The organism is Streptosporangium sp. NPDC000239 (assembly GCF_040300765.1).
GTDB lineage: Bacteria > Actinomycetota > Actinomycetes > Streptosporangiales > Streptosporangiaceae > Streptosporangium.
In genome coordinates this window covers 12,930-31,267 of record NZ_JBEPEI010000034.1, presented here as the reverse complement: position 1 = coordinate 31,267, position 18,338 = coordinate 12,930, and the positions used below count along the sequence as shown (strand labels likewise).

The window sequence follows — 18,338 nt, the reverse complement described above, 5'->3', positions numbered from 1 at the left end:
ACGGTCGAACGCCCGGGAAGGGGGCGTATCGCCTAGCGCGAACGTCCCCGTCTGCCCATCCCTCGAAAGAACGGTGTGTTCCGCGTCTCCCGGACCGTTACGGCGGCCCCAGGCCCATGTACCCTTTGGGGACAATTCGTCCTACCATCGGTGGTCTACTCCACTTATGGGCCCCTGCCAGCAGGGTCTTCCTGGTTACCGGTCAGTAGAGATGCACTTTCCGGGGTAAGCGACCAGGATGGAAGACGACCTACACCAGACAAAAGTCCATCCTCGGAAGGCGAGACCCAGTGGCTTCCGGACGCCAGCGTTTCTCGGTTATCAGCGACGGCCTACCCAGCCAGCTCCCTGATGTCGACCCAAGCGAGACCCAGGAGTGGCTCGAGTCGCTCGACAACGTCGTCAAGACGGAAGGTCGCACTCGTGCCCGTTATCTGATGCTTCGCCTACTGGAGCGGGCCCGCGAACATCAGGTCGGGGTGCCCGGCCTGCGCAGCACCGACTACATCAACACCATTCCTCCCGAGCGGGAGCCGTGGTTCCCCGGCGACGAGTACGTCGAGCGCAGAATCCGCGCATACATCCGATGGAACGCGGCCGTCATGGTGACGCGCGCGAACGCCCGGACCAACGTCGGCGGGCACATCGCCACCTACGCCTCCGCGGCCTCGCTGTACGAGGTGGGCTTCAACCACTTCTTCCGTGGCAAGGACCACGGCGAGTCCGGCGACCAGGTCTTCATCCAGGGCCACGCCGCGCCCGGCATCTACGCCCGCGCCTTCCTTGAGGGCCGCCTCAACGAGGCCCAGCTCGACGCCTTCAGGCAGGAGCGCTCGCACGGCTTCAGGGGCCTGCCCTCCTATCCTCATCCGCGCCTGATGCCGGACTTCTGGGAGTTCCCGACGGTCTCCATGGGTCTCGGCCCGATCGCCGCGATCTACCAGGCCCGGTTCAACCGCTATCTTCTGAACCGGAAGATCAAGGACACCAGCCGCAGCCACGTGTGGTGTTATCTCGGCGACGGCGAGATGGACGAGCCCGAGTCGCTCGGCGCGATCGGTCTGGCCGCCCGTGAGGAGCTGGACAACCTCACCTTCGTCATCAACTGCAACCTGCAGCGCCTCGACGGCCCGGTACGCGGCAACGGCAAGATCATCCAGGAGCTGGAGTCCTACTTCAGGGGCGCCGGCTGGAACGTCATCAAGGTCGTGTGGGGCCGTGACTGGGACCCGCTGCTGGCCGCCGACGTCGACGGCGTGCTGGTCAACAAGATGAACACCGTCCCCGACGGCCAGTTCCAGACCTACTCCGTCGAGAGCGGCGAGTACATCCGCGAGGACTTCTTCGGCGGCGACCCGCGCCTGCGCAAGATGGTCGAGCACCTGTCCGACGAGGACATCCGCAAGCTGTCCCGCGGCGGCCACGACTACCGCAAGGTGTACGCGGCCTACAAGGCGGCGCGTGAGCACGTCGGCCAGCCGACGGTCATCCTCGCCCAGACCATCAAGGGCTGGACGCTCGGCAAGGACTTCGAGGCGCGTAACGCCACGCACCAGATGAAGAAGATGTCCAAGGCCGACCTGAAGGAGTTCCGCGACCGGCTCTACCTGCCGATCCCGGACTCCGCGCTCGAAGGCGACCTTCCGCCCTACTTCCACCCGGGCGAGAACGACCCCGAGATCCAGTACATGATGGAGCGGCGCGCGGCCCTGGGCGGCTTCCTGCCCAAGCGCGTCGTCCGCGCCAAGCCGATCACCCTGCCGGGCGACGCGGCCTACGCGCAGCTCAAGAAGGGCTCCGGCAAACAGAACGTCGCCACGACCATGGCGTTCGTCCGGCTGCTCAAGGACCTGATGCGCGACAAGGAGATCGGCCACCGGTTCGTGCCGATCATCCCGGACGAGGCCCGCACCTTCGGTCTCGACGCGATCTTCCCGACCGCCAAGATCTACTCGCCGCACGGCCAGACCTACGACCCGGTCGACCGCGAGCTGCTGCTGTCCTACAAGGAGTCGACCGAGGGTCAGATCCTGCACGAGGGCATCAGCGAGTCGGGGTCGATGGCCTCGACCCTCGCCGTCAGCACGGCGTACGCCACGCACGGCGAGCACATGATCCCGATCTACATCTTCTACTCGATGTTCGGCTGGCAGCGCACCGCCGACCAGATGTGGCAGCTGGGCGACCAGATGGGCCGGGGCTTCCTGCTCGGCGCGACCGCGGGCCGTACCACCCTGAACGGCGAGGGCCTGCAGCACGAGGACGGCCACACCCCGCTGACCGCCTCGACGAACCCGGCTGCGGTCTCCTACGACCCGTCGTGGGCCTTCGAGGTCGCCCACATCGTCCAGGACGGCCTGCGCAGGATGTACGGCGAGCAGCCGGAGAACATCTTCTACTACCTGACCGTCTACAACGAGCCCTACGCCCAGCCCGCGGAGCCCGCGGGGGTGGACGTCCAGGGTCTGCTCAAGGGTCTGTACCGCTTCGCCCCGGCCCCGGCCTCCAACGGCCCGAAGGCCAACATCCTGGCCTCCGGTGTCGCGGGCCCGTGGGCGCTGGAGGCCCAGCGGATGCTGGCCGAGGAGTGGGGCGTCGCGGCCGAGGTCTGGTCCGCGACCTCCTGGACGGAGCTGCGCCGCGAGGCGCTGTCCGTCGAGGAGCACAACCTGCTCAACCCCGACTCCGAGCAGCGCGTGCCGTACGTCACCAAGGTGCTCTCCGCGGTCGAGGGGCCGTTCGTCGGCGTCAGCGACTACATGCGGGCGGTGCCCGACCAGATCGCCCAGTGGGTCCCCGGTGACTGGGCCTCGCTCGGCACCGACGGCTTCGGCCTGTCGGACACCCGTTCCGCGCTGCGCCGCCACTTCCACGTGGACGCCGCCTCGATCACGCTGGCCGTTCTCACCCAGCTGGTCAAGCGTGGCGAGCTCGACGGGCGGGTGCTGAAGGAGGCCGTCGCCAAGTACCACCTGAGGAACGGCGTCACCGAGGCCGGTGGCGTCGAGAGCAACGACACGCAGTCCATGGGACTGTGACCTGATCACCCCGCCGGGCGGGTCCTTCTTCGGAGGGCCTCGCCCGGTTAGGGTGGAATCGCTTCCCCCGGCGAACGATCTGACCCGAGGGGGGCGCCCAATGCGAAGAATTCTGACCGCCGCCACTGCGGCGACGGCCCTTTCCGCCGCGCTGACCGCCTGCGGCAGCGCCAACGGGCCCGGCGGCTACGGGGCCGTGGCGAACATCTCCGACCCGAGTCCCAGCCCGGTCCCGCCCTGGTCGCCCGGCACGAGCTCACCGTCCGGCACGGCGAACCCCACCGGAATCGCCTGGGGCCCCTGCACCGACATCAGGCGCCCGGACGGCGCGACCCCCCGGCCCGACCCCAGGTTCCAGTGCGGACGGCTGCAGATCCCGCTGGACTATGGCAAACCGGACGGCGACAAGCTGGACATGGCGGTGATCCGCGTCCAGGCGACCGAACCCGGCAGGCGGCTCGGCTCCCTGGTGTTCAACTTCGGTGGTCCCGGCGCGTCCGGCATCGACACCATGGCCCAGTCGTACAAGATCTTCAGCAGCCTGAACACCAGATACGACCTGGTCAGCTTCGACCCACGGGGGGTCGAGCGCACCGGGGGCGTCAGGTGCGGCACCGACAGGGACATGGACCACTACCTGGCCATGGACACCGTGGCCACCAACCAGGCGGAGCGGACCAGGCAGAACGAGACCATCAAGGCCTTCGTGAACGCCTGCGAACGGACCTCGGGCAAGGTTCTGCCGTACGTCGGCACGGTCAACGCCGCCCGCGACATGGACAGGCTCCGCGCGGCCCTCGGCGAGAGGCAACTCGACTACTTCGGCATCTCGTACGGCACGCAGCTCGGCGCGGTCTACGCGACGCTGTTCCCCAAGAAGGTGCACCGCTTCATCCTCGACGGGCCGCTCGACCCGAGCGTCACCCTGGAGCAGCGCTCACTGGCCCAGACGACCGCCTTCCAGCACTCCTACGACTCCTTCCTGAGGAACTGCATCAAGGGACCCGGCGAATGCGAGGCGGGGCCGGACGTCGCGGGCGCGAACAAGAACGTCAAGGCCTTCCTCGACGACCTGCGGATCAACCCGCTGCCCGTCGGCGACCGCAAACTCACCCAGGGCCTGGCCGTGACCGGCATCGCCGCGGCGCTGTACTCCGACCTGACCTGGCCGCTGCTCGAACAGGGATTCGGCCGTGGCTTCAAGGGCGACGGCCGGATCCTGCTGTATCTGGCGGACGCCTACAACGCCCGCATGCCCGACGGCTCCTACTCGACGATCATGAGCAGCTTCCCCGCCATCACCTGCGTGGACACCTCCGAGCGGCCGACCCGGGAGCAGCTCGACAGGACCGAGAAGGCCTCCCTGGAGATCTCCCCGCTGTTCGGCGGCTCGGGAATGGGCGCCCTGTGCGCGGCGTGGCCCGTGCCCGGCAGCGACGAGGCCAGGCGGGTGGACGCCACGGGCTCGGCCCCGATCGTGGTCGTCGGCGGCACCGGGGACCCCGCGACGCCGTACGAGTGGGCACCGAAGCTGGTCTCCCAGCTCAAGACCGGTGTGCTGGTCACCTACAAGGGCGAGGGGCACGGCGCCTACCTGTCCGGCGACTCGTGCGTCAAGCGGGTCACCGACGGCTACCTGCTCGACGGGAAGGTCCCCGAGAACGGCACCACCTGCCCCTCTTCGTGATCCCAGAAGGGACATCGACCGGGAAAACCCCTACGGAGTTACCGGAAGGATTCTGTAGGTGACAAATGGTTTGACATTCCCTCAACTGTGCTATCTCGGCACTAGGATGGATCCGTGAAGGTGCGGGTGAACTGATGCGCGAGCCATGGCATCCCGCTGCGGATGACATCAAGCTGGCCGAGGTCATGCACGCGCTGGCCGATCCGGTGCGGCTTGAGATCCTGGCGAGACTCGCCAGGAGCGAGGGTGAGAACTGCGGGGAGATCGGCAGTGGCATCGACGTGCACAAGTCCACGATGTCCCACCACTATCGGGTCCTGCGGGAGGCCGGGGTCACCCTGACCACCATGGACGGCCGCTCACGCCTGGTCAGGTTGCGGCGTGACGACCTGAACACGCGCTTCCCCGGCCTGCTCGACTCGGTGCTGAACGCGCTGCGCTGAGCGGTCGGCCGGGCGCCCGGGGTCCCAGGCCGGAAGCGTTTCAGGCCGGGGTCGGGGTGCCCGCGGCCCGCGCGATCCGCGCCGCCGAGCGGGACACCGCGTCGAGCGCCCCGCGCGTGCCGGCGCGCAGCAGCCGCCCGTCCCGCTTCATGACGCGGCCCGCCACGATCACGGTGTCCACGTTGGCCGGCCCCGCGGCGGTCACCACGGCGCCGACCGGGTCGTGGACCGGCGCGAGGCCGAGGTCCCCGGCGCGGAGCATGACGACGTCGGCCTGCCTCCCCGGCCGCAGCGAGCCGATCAGGCCGTCCATGCCGAGTACGGCGGCCCCCTCGACGGTGGCCATCCGCAGCACCTCGGCGGCGGTGAGCGATCCTCCCCTGGCCCGCTCGGCGGCGAACGCGGCGCGCATCACGGCGAACATGTCGCCCGGCGTTGCGGTGACCGTGTCGACGCCCAGCCCGGTCGTGACGCCGAAGCCGCGGAACCTGCCTGTCTCCGGCAGGCCGTGCCCCATCTGGGACTCGACGGCCGGGGCGACGGAGGCGACGCCGCCGCTGTCCGCGACGAGCCCCATCGCCTCGTCGGTGAAACCGTTGCCGTGCACGAACATCACGTCGGGCCCGAGGAGCCCCTCGCGGTGCAGCCACTCGACGGTCCCGGTCCCGGTGGCGTGCACACTGATCTGGAGGCCGAGTTCGCGGGCCAGCAGCCAGTCGGCCCTGGCCGCCTCCGCGGGGCCGTAGACGGGCCCGAGCGCCGCCAGGGCCGGGGTCACCAGGGCGGGCAGGCTCAGCCCGGCGATCCGCCGTACCTCCGCCCGCTGGCGCGGGTCGCTCCCGGCTCCGGGAGGGGCGTAGCCGAAGACGCAGCGGATTCCCGACCCGGCCAGGGCGTCGAGCGCGGCGTCGGTGTGACCGGGGGTGATCTGGATGTGCGACCAGTCGTAGACGGTGGTGGTCCCGGAGTCGAGCGCCTCAAGCGCGCCCCACAGGTTGGCCGCGTGGACGTCCTCGGCCAGGAACACGGGGCCGAGCCTGCCCAGCACGAGGTCGAGGTAGTCCCCCAGCGTGGTGTCGGCCGCGATCGAACGCAGGACGCTCTGCCACATGTGCCGGTGCGTGTCGACGAGGCCGGGCAGCACGATCATGCCCGTCGCGTCGAGGACCTGGGCGTCCTCCGCTGCCAGGTTCGCCCCGACGGCGGCTATCACCCCGTCCTCGATGAGGACGTCCGCGTCCGGCAGGACGCGCACCTCGGGGTCGGTGTCGATGACGGTTCCGCCGGCGATGAGCATGCGCATGGAACATCTCCCTACCAAGAAAGCAATCGGAAAAGCTTTCTCAAAAGCTATCAGGGGAGAGAGCTATCCTCAATCCATGGCACCGGGAGACAGCGCCGGACGGGACCACGTCGACGAGATGATGGAGGGGTGGCGAGCGGAGCTGCCCGAGGCCGCGACCGTCCAACTGGAGATCGTCAAGCGTGTCGGGCGGCTGAAGTCCATGGTCGAGGAGGTCACCCAGACCGTGCTCGGCGAGTACGGCCTGACCTACGCCGAGTTCGACGTGCTGGCGACGTTGCGCCGGGCGGGCGCCCCCCATCGCCTCAAGCCCAGCATGCTCGCCTCCCGTTCCTCGCTGACCACCGGCGGGACGAGCAACATTCTGCAGCGGCTGACCGCCGCCGGGCTCGTCGAGCGCGAGCCGGACCCGGCGGACGGCCGCAGCTCCTGGGTGTGCCTGACGCCGCTGGGCGTCCGGCGGGCCGAGGAGCTCGCCCTGGCCACGACCGAGGCGCACGACAACCTCCTGGCGGGCGTCTCCGAGGAGAGCGCGCGGACCCTGGCCGACCTGCTGCGCGAGGTGCTTCTCACGCTCGGCGACCGGGCGGGCGCCTCACGCCGGGGCTGACCCCCATCCCAGGCCCTCGGCCCAGTCGGCCGGGTGCCCGGGCGCCGCCTCACCGGTCTCCTCGGCCCTGCCGACCCGGTCGAGCCTGAAGGCGCGGACGTCCTGCCTGAGCCTGCACACACCCACGAGATACCAGTGCCCGCCACGCCCGCCGACCAGGACCGTCGGTTCGACCTCGCGGACGCTCACCCGTCCACTCCGGTCCTCGTACTCGATCCTGAGCACCCGCCCGTGCAGCAGCGCCCGCTCGACCACCGCCGAAACCCGGGGATACGGCTCCGCCTCGGCGGCCGTGCCCGGCCGTACGGCCGGCTCCCGCGTCCCCTGCGCGGGCAGCGCGGCCTCCAGCTTGCGCAGGGCGTCCCGGGCCGGCCCCTCCTCCTCCCGGGAGAGCGCGGCCACGACCGCCGCCGCCTCCTCCCGGGTCAGGCCGAGCGGACCCAGGGTCATGCCCTCACCGAGAAGGTAGCCACCGTCCCCGTCCGTCCGCGCGCGCACCGGCACACCGGATCTTCGCAGGTCGGAGACGTCACGTTCGACCGTACGGGCGCTCACCCCGAGCCTGACGGCGAGCTCGCCCACCGGCAGGGCCTCGGGCGAGGCGGCGCGGAGTTCCCCGAGCAGAGCGTGCAGCCGGTCGGTACGGTTCACACTTGTCACGTTACGCGTCGATACCGACACTCCCCACTTTTCCCGCCCCAGTTGGGCAGTTGAACACACAAAACAGCACCGATACCCTGTGTCGACGTATCTCATTGGAGCCCGATGGCCGCAAGTCCGAAACACCCCCTGGCCGCCGGCCGGAACTCCGGCGGAAAGCACGACGTCACCCCCTCGGGGTCCAAGGCGACGAAGGTCATCACCCTCACCGGGATCGGTGTCGTCTCGCTGCTCCTGATCGGCTACTGCTCGGCGCAGGACGACTACGAGGAGGTCGGGGCCGAGTGCGTCGACCTCAACAGCTACCAGCCGGACGGCTCGTACACGGTCGTCGACGAGGACTACTGCGACGATGACGACGAGAGCAGCTACCACGGCTCCCACGGTGCCTACCGGTGGTACTACGGCGGCGTGAGGACGGGGACCCGGATCGGCCACGGCACCACGGTGCGTCCCTCCGACGTGCGGATCACGACCCGCAAGGGAACGGTCATCCAGCGAGGCGGCTTCGGGAGCCGCTGGGGCAGCGGCGGAAGCTGACCCGGGCGGATGAGACGCGAGACCTCGCCTCCCCGCGACGGCTGGGAGGCCATCATCGAGAGCCAGGGGCTGGCCTACCACCGCACGGCCCATCCCGGCGGCCTGGATCGCCCCTACTGGGACGAGGGCGCGCACTACGTCTTCTCCATGGACGAGGTGCTCAGCCTTGAGGCCCAGGTGGAGGAACTGCACCGGATGTGCCTGCACGTCGTCGAGCACGTCGTCGAGCGGGGCCGCTACGCCGACTTCGCCGTGCCGGAGTGGGCGGGGCAGGAGATCGCCGACTCCTGGCGGCGCGGCGACCCCCACCTGTTCGGCCGCTTCGACCTGCGTTACGACGGAACCGGCCCGGCCAAGCTGCTCGAGTACAACGCCGACACCCCGACCAGCCTGCTGGAGAGCTCGGTCGTGCAGTGGTTCTGGCTGCGTGACCGCCATCCGGGCGACGACCAGTGGAACTCCATCCACGAACGGCTCATCGACCGGTGGCGGCAGATAGCCGAGGGGCTGCCGACCGGGCCCTCACACTTCGCCTGGACCAGGATGGACGAGACCGGTGAGGAGGCGATGACGATCGCCTACCTCCAGGAGACCGCCGAGCAGGCGGGGCTGAGCACGATCGCCGTGGCCATGGAGGACATCGGCTGGGACGGCCTCAACCTGCGCTTCGTCGACATGGAACGCCGGGTGATCCGCTCCCTGTGCAAGCTGTACCCCTGGGAGTGGGCCGTCGCCGACCCCTTCGGCGCCAGGGCGGTGCGCCAGCAGGTCTCCTCGACCTGGATCGAGCCGCTGTGGAAGATGCTGCTGTCGAACAAGGCGCTGCTCGCGGTGCTCTGGGAGCTGTACCCCGGCCATCCCAACCTGCTGCCCGCCTACCTCGACGGCCCCCGCGACCTGACCTCCTACATCGTCAAGCCACTCCTCGGCAGGGAGGGCGCGGGCATGCGGATCGTCACCCCCGGCACGAGCGTCGAGACCCCGGGCGACTACGGCGCCGAGGGGCACGTCCACCAGGAGTTCCAGGCGCTGCCGCTCTTCGACGGCTGGCGTCCGGTGCTCGGCGCCTGGGTCGTCCACGACGAGGCGGCCGGGGTCGGCATCCGCGAGACATCCGGGCTCGTCACCGACGACACCTCATCCTTCGTCCCGCACCGCATCGAACTCTGAGGCCCCCTCGGCTCCGCCTGAAAGCCCAGAAGAGCCCGAAAAGAGAGAACCATGATCCCCACCCCTCAGCCGCTCGCCATCGCGGGCACGGAGACCGTCTCGCTCGCCGAGACCCTCGGCCGCGGCGCCCTCGCCATCGCCTCCTACGCCGTGCTCGGCGTGATCCTGCTGATCATCGGCTTCTATGTGATCGACCTCGCCATCCCCGGCAAGCTCAGCAGGTTGATCAGGGTCGACCGCAATCCCAACGCCACGATGCTCACCGCCTCCGGCCTGACCGCCGTCGGACTGATCGTCGCGGCCTCCATCTGGTCCTCCGGCGGAGCCCTGCACGAGGGACTGCTGGCCACCCTGGTCTTCGGGCTGGCCGGCATCGCCGTGCAGACGGTGGCGATGCTCGCCTTCGACAGGGTGGTCGGGATCTCCGTCCGCGAACTCGTCACGGAGTCCGACCTGCAGCCGGGCACACGTCTTCTCGCGGTTACCCACGTGGTCATCGGGCTGATCACGGCCGTCGCCGTCATCTGACCGCCCCCGGGATCGGCGCCCGGGCCTCCGGCCGCGGCTGGCGCATCCCTCGCGACCTGGCACTCTTATCACGTGAGGGAGCGGAGCGAGAGAGCCAGCAGACACAGCGACGCCGTGGCAGGGGCCGGGCAGGGGGATCTCGCCTCGGACCGGATACGGCAGGACACCACCCGCAGGCTGGAGCGGGCCATGGGAACGCTGGGAACGGCCGCCATGTCGAGGATGGACGAGCGGCTGATGTGGTTCCGCGCCCTGTCCGCCGAGGACAGGTCGTGGGTCGGGCTGGTCGCCCAGGCGGGCATCGCCGCGTTCGTCGAGTGGTTCCAGCACGCCGGAGAGGGCCGCCTGACCCCCAGCATCGAGTTCTTCGGCACCGCGCCGAGAGAGCTGAAGCGCTCCATCTCGCTGCAGCAGACGGTCGACATCGTCCGCATGGTCGTCGAGGTCGTCGAGGCGCAGACCGGGGAGCTGGCCGCGCCGGGCGGGGAGGCGCAGCTCCAGCAGGCGATGCTCCGCTACACCCGTGACGTCGCCTTCGCCGCCGCGCAGGTCTACGCGCGCGAGGCGGAGGCGCGCGGCGCCTGGGACGCGCGCCTTGAGGCGTTGATCGTGGACGCCCTGGTCAGGGGCGAGGTCGACGACGGCCTGCACTCGTGGGCCGCGGCGCTCGGCTGGACCTCCTCCCCCGTCGTCGTGCTGGCCGGGCAGACGCCGGACGACGACCCGCAGGCGGTGATCGACGGGCTGCGCGACCGGGGCCGCAGATCCGGCCTCGACATGCTGGCCGGTGTCCAGGGCGGCCGCCTGATCGTGATCGTCGGCGGCGCGGACAGCGTCGGCGCGGCGGCCAGGCACGTGGTGCCGCGTTTCGGCCCCGGCCCCGTCGTGATCGGCCCCGAGGTGAACGACCTGCAGGCGGCCGCCAGTTCGGCCAGGGCCGCGATAGCCGGGCTGCGGGCGGCGGCCGGCTGGCCGGACGCCCCCCGGCCCGTCCACGCGGAGGACCTGCTGGCCGAGCGGGCCATCGACGGTGACGCCGACGCGAGGGGCCAGCTGATCGAGAACGTCTACGTCCCGCTCGCGGGCACGCCCCTCCTCGACACCCTGGCGACCTATCTGGAGCAGGGCACTTCCCTGGAAGCCACGGCCCGGTTACTGTTCGTGCACCCGAACACGGTTCGCTACCGCCTGCGGAAGATCACCGAGCTGACGGGCTACCAGCCGACCGAGGGCCGCTCTGCCTTCACGCTGCAGGTCGGGCTCATTCTCGGCCGCTTGTCCGAGACGGACGTCACATAGTGGTTTGCCGGTAATCTCCAAGAAACCTCCGTTGTAGGCTTCCTACAAGAGAGTGAACACAAAGTTCGTCAGAATCCCTATCCGTGTAGCGAAGTTCTACAGGGCACGCTGGGGTTCGTGCTCGTACTCGTCGCGCCGGGCCAAGGCGCCCAGACTCCAGGCTTCCTGACCCCGTGGCTTGAGCTACCGGGTCTGGCGGACCGCCTGTCCGCGTGGTCCGACCTGATCGGTCTCGACCTGATCTCCTACGGGACCACCGCGGGAGCGGACGAGATCCGTGACACCGCGGTGGCTCAGCCACTGCTCGTAGCCGCCGGGCTGGCCGTCGCCGAGGTCCTCGGGGCCTCCCCCGACGTCGTCGCCGGGCACAGCGTGGGCGAGCTGACCGCCGCCGCGCTGGCCGGGGTGCTGACCCCCGAGCAGTCCCTGACCCTCGTGCGCGAGCGCGGCCTGGCCATGGCCGAGGCCGCCGCGGTCACCGAGACCGGCATGATCGCCGTCCTCGGCGGCGAGGAGGAGGACGTGCTCGCCGCCATCGACAAGCACGGTCTCACCCCCGCCAACGTCAACGGTGCCGGGCAGATCGTCGCGGGCGGCACCCTGGCCCAGATCGAGGAGTTCAAGGCCGACCCGCCCGCCCGTGCCAGGCTGATCGCCCTGTCGGTCGCGGGCGCCTTCCACACCGAGCACATGGCCCCCGCCGTCGACCGTCTGCGTACGGCCGCCTCCGCCATCACCCCGAACGACCCCGCCGTCACGCTGCTGTCCAACGCCGACGGCGCCGCGGTCGCCGGCGGCGCCGAGTTCGTCGAGCGCCTGGTCAACCAGATCGCCAACCCGGTCCGCTGGAACGCCTGCATGACGACCATGGCCGACATGGGCGTCACCACGATGATCGAGCTGACCCCCGGCGGCACCCTGACCGGCCTGGCCAAGCGCGCCCTGCGCGGCGTGAAGGCCCTCCCCCTGAAGACCCCCGACGACCTGGACGCGGCACGAGAGGCCCTCAAGTGAAAGTACGGCAGGGCGCTCCGGGCGCGAAGATCCTGGCACTGGGCCACTACCAGCCGTCCAACGTGGTCACCAACGACGATCTCGCGGCGACCATGGAGACCAACGACGAGTGGATCCAGAGCCGGGTCGGCATCAAGGAGCGCCGGATCGCCCCCGCCTCCGAGTCCGAGATCGACCTCGCCGTGCAGGCGGGCGGCAAGGCCCTGGCCACCAGCGGGCTCTCGGCCTCCGACATCGACCTGGTGATCGTCGCCACCTGCACGCTCGAAGCCCAGATCCCCAACGCCGCCGCCAGGGTCGCCACCCGCCTCGGCATCGAGTCTCCGGGCGCGTTCGACGTGAACACCGCCTGCTCCGGCTTCTGCTACGCCTTGGCCGTCGCCGACGACGCCATCCGCTCGGGATCGGCGACCAACGTCCTGGTCATCGGCACCGAGAAGCTCTCCCAGTGGATCGACTGGACCGACAGGAGCACCGCGGTGATCTTCGCCGACGGTGCGGGAGCCGCGGTCGTCGGCCCTTCGCAGACCCCGGGCATCGGTCCCGTCGTGTGGGGCAGCGCGGGCGACAAGTCCGAGGCGATCATGATCAAGGACCGCGCCTCCCACCTGACCCAGGAGGGCCAGACGGTCTTCCGCTGGGCCACCACGGCCCTGCACCCGGTGGCCAAGCAGGTCTGCGAGGCCGCCGGAGTCGACCCCGCCGACCTCGCGGCCTTCGTGCCCCACCAGGCCAACCTGCGCATCATCGAAGCCATCGCCCGCAAGATCGGCGCGGAGAACGCCGTCATCGCCAGGGACATCGTCCTGGCGGGCAACACCTCCGCCGCCTCGGTCCCGCTGGCCCTGTCCCGGATGGTCGAGCGCGGCGAGGTCCAGTCGGGCGGACTCGCCCTGCTACTCGGTTTCGGCGCCGGCCTCACCTATGCCGGCCAGGTCGTCGAGATCCCCTAGAGCTTGTACGGCTCCGGCCGTGCAAAACCCAAGAAGACCCAACATCACCACCCAATCCCAAGGAGAACACTCGACATGGCCCTGACCGAGCAGGAGATCCTCGCTGGTATCGGCAAGATCATCAACGAGATCACCGGGATTCCGGCCTCCGAGGTCAGCCCGGAGAAGAGCTTCGTTGACGACCTCGACATCGACTCGCTGTCCATGGTCGAGATCGCCGTCGCCGCCCAGGACGAGTTCGGCGTCGAGATCCCCGACGAGCAGCTCAAGAACCTCAAGACCGTCAAGGACGTCATCGGTTTCATCCAGAACTGAGAAAGGTCTCTGGACACCTACCGGCTTCGGCCCGCGAATCACAAGGAGCGCAAGACAGTGAACACAGACCAGGTACGCGTCGTCGTCACCGGGCTCGGCGCGACCACGCCCCTCGGTGGGAACGTCGCCTCGTCCTGGTCGGCGCTTCTCGCCGGTCAGTCGGGGGTTCGCAACCTCACCGAGGACTGGGTCGACTCAGTCCCGGTGAAGTTCGCAGCCGCGGCCGCCGTGGACCCGACCGAGGTTCTGCCCCGGCCGGAGGCACGGCGGCTGGACCGCGCGGAGCAGTTCGCGCTGGTCGCGGCCCGTGAGGCCTGGGCGCACGCCGCGATCGACAAGGTCGACCCCGAGCGTCTCGGCGTGGTCGTCGGCAGCGGCATCGGCGGCATCACCACGGTCCTGGCCGCCTACGACACCTTCAAGGAGAGGGGCTGGCAGCGACTGTCGCCCTTCACCGTGCCGATGCTGATGCCCAACGGCGCCGCAGGCTGGATCGGCATCGAGATCGGCGCCCGCGCCGGCGTGCACGCGACCGTGAGCGCCTGCGCCACCGGTGCCGAGTCGATCGGATACGGCATCGAGATGATCCGCTCCGGACGTGCCGACGTGGTGGTCGCGGGCGGCACCGAGGCGGCCATCCACCCGCTGAACATCGGTTCCTTCGCCGCCATGCGCGCGATGTCCACCCGCAACGACGCGCCCCACCTCGCCTCGCGGCCCTGGGACAAGAGCCGTGACGGATTCGTGCTCGGTGAGGGCGCCGGCATCGTGGTGCTGGAGTCCGAGGAGCACGCCCTCGCGCGTGGCGCCAAGATCTACGCGGTGGCGGCGGGCGTCGGTTACTCAGCCGACGCGCACCACATCGCCCAGCCCGAGCCCCTCGGCGCGGGCGTCATGCTGGCCATGCGCCGTGTCCTGGAGAACTCCGGCCTGACCGGTGCCGACATCAAGCACATCAACGCGCACGCGACCTCCACCCCCGCGGGTGACGTGGTCGAGACGGTTGCGATCAGCGAGGTCATCGGCAACCACCCGCTGGTCACCAGCACCAAGTCGATGACCGGGCACCTGCTCGGCGGCGCCGGTGGCATCGAGTCGGTCTTCACCATCCTGGCGCTGCACGAGCGGATCGCCCCCGCCACGATCAACATCGACGAGCTCGACGAGGGCGTCGAGGTGGACATCGTGCGTGACAAGCCGCGCGCGCTGCCCGACGGCCAGATCGCCGCGATCAACAACTCCTTCGGGTTCGGCGGACACGACGTCGCCGTGGCCTTCACCAGCATCTGACAGGAGCCCGTGATGACTGTGCTCGACAACAGGGTGGTGAACGACGCCTCCGACAAGGAGGCCGACGATCCCCGCGACCCCCAGGTGCGTCTGGCCGCCCTCCTCGACGAGGGATCGATCAGGCTGATCTCTCCCGTGGACCGCAGCGGGGCGCTGGCGGCGATGGGTCGCGTTGAGGGCGTCCCCGTCGTGGTCTTCGTCAGCGACGCCCGGATGCAGGGCGGCGCGATGGGCAGCCAGGGGTGTGAGCACATCGTGCACGCCTACGACGTAGCGGTCCGCGAGCGGGTCCCGATCATCGGCGTGTGGCACTCCGGCGGCGCTCGGCTCGCCGAGGGCGCCGAGTCGCTGCACGCGGTCGGCCGTGTCTTCGCCGCCATGACCCGGGCCTCCGGAGTCGTCCCGCAGCTCTCCGTGGTCGTCGGCCCCGCGGCGGGCGGCGCCGCCTACGGCCCCGCGCTGACCGACATCGTGATCCTGGCCGACGAGGGCCGCATCTTCGTCACCGGCCCCGACGTGGTGCGCAGCGTCACCGGCGAGCAGATCGACATGGCCGCCCTCGGCGGCCCAGAGCCGCACAGCAAGCGCAGCGGCGTGGTCCACATCGTCACCAAGACCGAGACCGACGCCTACCTGCAGGCCCGCCGCCTGGCGGTGCTGCTGGGCCACCAGGGCAGGGTCCGCACCGACCTCGACGAGGTCGACTTCTCCGACCTGCTGCCGGACAACCCCCGCCGCGCCTACGACATCAAGCCGCTGGTCAAGGGGCTCCTGGACGAGCCCGGAGTCGAGTTGCACGCCAAGTGGGCGCCGAACGTCGTCACCACGCTCGGCCGTCTCGGCGGCCGGACCGTCGGCGTCGTCGCCAACAACCCGATGCGTCTCGGCGGCTGTCTCGACGCCACCTCGGCGGAGAAGGCCGCACGATTCGTCCGTATGTGCGATGCCTTCGGGGTGCCGCTGGTCGTCCTGGTCGACGTCCCCGGTTACCTGCCCGGCGTCGGTCAGGAGCACGACGGTGTGGTCCGCCGCGGCGCCAAGCTCCTGCACGCCTTCGCCGAGGCCTCGGTCCCGCGCGTCACCCTGATAACCCGCAAGGCGTACGGCGGCGCCTACATCGCGATGAACTCCCGCTCCCTGGGCGCGACCAAGGTCTTCGGCTGGCCGACCGCCCAGATCGCGGTCATGGGCGCGGTCGCCGCGGTGCGCATCCTGAAGCGGCGCGAACTGGCCGCCGCCCCTGAGGACGAGCGCGCCGCGCTTGAGACCAGGCTCGCCGAGGAGCACGAACTCCTCGCGGGCGGGCTCCAGAGGGCCATCGAGATCGGCGTCATCGACGAGGTCATCAAGCCCGAGGAGACCCGGGGAGCCATCGCCAAGGTGCTCGCCCAGGCGACTCCGGCCCGGGGCGCCCACGGCAACATCCCGCTGTGACCTGATCCCGCCGTCACACCACGCTTCTGCGACGCCCCCGCGCGGCTCACGCCGCCGGGGGCGTCGTGCTTTCCCCGGTTCCGGGAAGGCCCGCGGCGGCCCCGGACGGTGCCGCGCCCGCGCAGGACCTCACCCCGGGAGGGAGCGCGGGCGGGTGCTCCACCGCCCGTTCGGGGAAGCGCTCTCCGGGGGGCGAAGCCGTAGGAGGGGGACGCCGGGGCGGTCACCGTCCGTGACGGGCCGCCGGGTCACACCGCGGCGTGCAGCCAGCGGACCGGGGCGCCCTCGCCCGCGTAGCGGAAGGACTCAAGCTCGGCGTCCCACTGTTTGCCGAGCATGCGATCCAGCTCCTCCTCAAGGACCACCCTGCCCTGGCGGGCCATCAGCATGGCCGAGCGCAGCCGGTCCTCGGGGATCAGGATGTCGCCCGCGGCCCCGATCACCGCCGTGAAGGCGCCGAGTGAGGGGGTGTAGGCATTGCGTGACCCGTCGGCGCCTGGTGTGGCGTCCTCCGTGATCTCGAATCGGATCCGTTGCCAGCCCATCAAGGACGAGGTGATGGCCGCCGCGGTTCCCGGCCGCCCCTCCCACTCGGCCTGGGCGCGCACGTGACCGGGCGCGGCGGGCTGTGGAGTCCAGGTCAGGTCTACGGGCACGCCAAGGACACCTGCGACCGCCCATTCGATATGAGGGCACAGCGCAGGCTGAGCTGAGTGGACGTAGAGCACGCCACGAGCAGACACCGGACCTCCCGTTTCGTACGAGGTGCGCCTTCCCCAACGGCCTCGCCAGGATGATCACAAGTGACTGAAGGAAGACTACCGTCGGTTGTGACGCCGCACCAGAGGGGGGTCATACCGAGATGTTGCGACGCGCAGACGCGTCTGCGGCATCCTCTGAAAGGAAAACACCCATCGACCTGGTGATCAACCCTGGAGTACCGGATGGACGCCGACATCACCCGTGTGGAGCCCGTCGCGGGAGTGATCTCCCTGATCAGGCCCGGCCAGTTGCTCACCGACGCCCTCGGCGCGGAGGCCGCCGAGCGGTGGACGATCGCGGTCGCCGAGACCGACGGAGTCTTCCGCGTACGGCTCTCGCCCGGCGTGGACGTCTGCGAACTGGTGGCCACGCTACGTGACCAAGGTCACAGTGCGTCACCCAACCACGTGCTGGTCGGCCAGCCCCTCTTCTTCGGCGGCCCCGCCTCACGGCCCTTCCCCGTCGACCCCGTCCCCGCGCCGGGAGGAAGCCCCGGAAGCGGGGTGACCGTCGCGGTCGCCGACACCGGCCTCGCCCCGCATCCCTGGTGGCGGGAACGGACCTGGTTCGGGGAGGGACGGCAGGAGACCGAGGTTCCCGACACCGACCGCGACGGCCTGCTGGACCCTCAGGCGGGGCACGGCACCTTCGTCACCGGCCTGGTGTTGCGCGCGGCCCCCGGGGCACGGATCCGCCCGCTCCGGGTGCTGGACGGCCGGGGCCTGGGAGACGAGGCGGCGCTGCTGCGCGTCCTGGGCAGGCTCGCGAACGATCCACCGCAGGTGCTCAACCTCTCCCTCGGCTGCCACACCTTCGACGACAGGCCCTCCCCGCTGGTCGAGACCGCGCTGGCCGGATTGTCCTCGACCGCCGTCGTCGCCTGCGCGGGCAACACGGCCTCGACCCGCCCGTTCTGGCCCGCCGCCCTGCCCGGAGTGGTCGCGGTGGGCGCGCTCGACGCGGCCGAGCAGGCCAGGGCCCCGTTCTCCGCGCACGGCCCGTGGGTGGACGCCTGGACACGCGGCGAGTGGCTGCGCAGCGCCTTCCTGCGCCATGGAGCGTTCCGCGGCTACGCCGGATGGAGCGGGACCTCCTTCGCCGCGGCCGTGGTCAGCGGAGCGATCGCCGCAGCGACCGGGGAGCGTACCCCGAAGGAGGCGGCGGCCCACGTTCTCGATCCCACCCGCAACCGGCGAATTCCGGATCTGGGGGTCGTCGTGCCCACGCCAAGGTAAAGTCTCACCCAAAGTCTTCACGCGATCACGAAATGTGTTCGCCGTGGTCTCGGAGGC

Annotated in this window: 17 protein-coding genes; 14 read left to right on the top strand and 3 right to left on the bottom strand. The window is 70.2% G+C overall.

The window, feature by feature from the left end:
* Positions 1 to 290: 290 nt before the first annotated feature.
* From aceE to ABT340_RS41205, 3 genes are all read left to right on the top strand, one after another.
* A complete protein-coding gene (gene aceE, locus ABT340_RS41215) occupies positions 291 to 3,038 on the top strand; it encodes a pyruvate dehydrogenase (acetyl-transferring), homodimeric type (RefSeq protein WP_352016390.1) in 2,748 nt (915 codons plus the stop codon).
* 100 nt (positions 3,039 to 3,138) lie between these two features.
* The gene (locus ABT340_RS41210; protein WP_352016389.1) at positions 3,139 to 4,725 is read left to right on the top strand and encodes an alpha/beta hydrolase; all 1,587 of its coding nucleotides are present in this window, start codon (positions 3,139 to 3,141) and stop codon (positions 4,723 to 4,725) included.
* Between the two features lie 134 nt (positions 4,726 to 4,859).
* Positions 4,860 to 5,168: an ArsR/SmtB family transcription factor gene (locus ABT340_RS41205; protein WP_352016388.1), complete on the top strand. Its 309-nt coding sequence runs from the start codon at positions 4,860 to 4,862 to the stop codon at positions 5,166 to 5,168.
* A 40-nt stretch (positions 5,169 to 5,208) separates the two neighbouring features.
* On the opposite strand, the gene ABT340_RS41200 is transcribed toward ABT340_RS41205, so the two are convergent.
* Positions 5,209 to 6,471 (bottom strand): amidohydrolase family protein, encoded by a 1,263-nt coding sequence (locus ABT340_RS41200; RefSeq protein ID WP_352016387.1) that lies wholly within the window; start codon positions 6,469 to 6,471, stop codon positions 5,209 to 5,211.
* 76 nt (positions 6,472 to 6,547) lie between these two features.
* On the opposite strand from ABT340_RS41200, the gene ABT340_RS41195 reads away from it, so the two are divergent.
* On the top strand, positions 6,548 to 7,081 hold the full coding sequence (locus tag ABT340_RS41195; RefSeq protein WP_352016386.1) for a MarR family winged helix-turn-helix transcriptional regulator: 534 nt from the start codon (positions 6,548 to 6,550) through the stop codon (positions 7,079 to 7,081).
* Here ABT340_RS41195 and ABT340_RS41190 read toward each other — a convergent pair.
* Positions 7,067 to 7,732 (bottom strand): helix-turn-helix transcriptional regulator, encoded by a 666-nt coding sequence (locus tag ABT340_RS41190; RefSeq protein ID WP_352016385.1) that lies wholly within the window; start codon positions 7,730 to 7,732, stop codon positions 7,067 to 7,069. The genes ABT340_RS41195 and ABT340_RS41190 overlap by 15 nt on opposite strands.
* A 114-nt stretch (positions 7,733 to 7,846) precedes the next feature.
* On the opposite strand from ABT340_RS41190, the gene ABT340_RS41185 reads away from it, so the two are divergent.
* The 9 genes from ABT340_RS41185 (at position 7,847) to ABT340_RS41145 (ending at position 16,284) form a co-directional block, all read left to right on the top strand.
* Entirely contained in the window at positions 7,847 to 8,281 is a 435-nt protein-coding gene (locus tag ABT340_RS41185) for a hypothetical protein (protein WP_352016384.1), read from the top strand.
* Between the two features lie 9 nt (positions 8,282 to 8,290).
* Positions 8,291 to 9,451, top strand: coding sequence for a glutathionylspermidine synthase family protein (locus ABT340_RS41180; protein ID WP_352016383.1), 1,161 nt, complete (start codon positions 8,291 to 8,293; stop codon positions 9,449 to 9,451).
* 51 nt (positions 9,452 to 9,502) lie between these two features.
* Positions 9,503 to 9,979, top strand: a complete 477-nt coding sequence (locus ABT340_RS41175) for a DUF350 domain-containing protein (RefSeq protein ID WP_352016382.1) — start codon at positions 9,503 to 9,505, stop codon at positions 9,977 to 9,979.
* Positions 9,980 to 10,168: 189 nt separating this feature from the next.
* Entirely contained in the window at positions 10,169 to 11,278 is a 1,110-nt protein-coding gene (locus tag ABT340_RS41170; protein ID WP_352016428.1) for a PucR family transcriptional regulator, read from the top strand.
* Between the two features lie 117 nt (positions 11,279 to 11,395).
* Positions 11,396 to 12,292, top strand: coding sequence for an ACP S-malonyltransferase (locus ABT340_RS41165; protein WP_352016381.1), 897 nt, complete (start codon positions 11,396 to 11,398; stop codon positions 12,290 to 12,292).
* Complete coding sequence (locus ABT340_RS41160) at positions 12,289 to 13,245, top strand: beta-ketoacyl-ACP synthase III (protein ID WP_352016380.1); 957 nt, start codon at positions 12,289 to 12,291, stop codon at positions 13,243 to 13,245. Before ABT340_RS41165 ends, ABT340_RS41160 begins: the two co-directional genes overlap by 4 nt.
* Before the next feature lie 75 nt (positions 13,246 to 13,320).
* Positions 13,321 to 13,560, top strand: coding sequence for an acyl carrier protein (locus tag ABT340_RS41155; RefSeq protein ID WP_352016379.1), 240 nt, complete (start codon positions 13,321 to 13,323; stop codon positions 13,558 to 13,560).
* Positions 13,561 to 13,617: 57 nt separating this feature from the next.
* Positions 13,618 to 14,850, top strand: a complete 1,233-nt coding sequence (gene fabF / locus ABT340_RS41150; protein ID WP_352016378.1) for a beta-ketoacyl-ACP synthase II — start codon at positions 13,618 to 13,620, stop codon at positions 14,848 to 14,850.
* A gap of 12 nt (positions 14,851 to 14,862) precedes the next feature.
* Positions 14,863 to 16,284: an acyl-CoA carboxylase subunit beta gene (locus ABT340_RS41145; RefSeq protein WP_352016377.1), complete on the top strand. Its 1,422-nt coding sequence runs from the start codon at positions 14,863 to 14,865 to the stop codon at positions 16,282 to 16,284.
* Between the two features lie 248 nt (positions 16,285 to 16,532).
* Here ABT340_RS41145 and ABT340_RS41140 read toward each other — a convergent pair whose 3' ends face one another.
* Positions 16,533 to 17,027: a DUF3145 domain-containing protein gene (locus ABT340_RS41140; RefSeq protein ID WP_352016376.1), complete on the bottom strand. Its 495-nt coding sequence runs from the start codon at positions 17,025 to 17,027 to the stop codon at positions 16,533 to 16,535.
* Between the two features lie 201 nt (positions 17,028 to 17,228).
* Between ABT340_RS41140 and ABT340_RS41135 the strand changes: the two genes are divergently transcribed.
* Entirely contained in the window at positions 17,229 to 18,281 is a 1,053-nt protein-coding gene (locus tag ABT340_RS41135; protein WP_352016375.1) for a S8 family peptidase, read from the top strand.
* Positions 18,282 to 18,338: the final 57 nt, after the last annotated feature.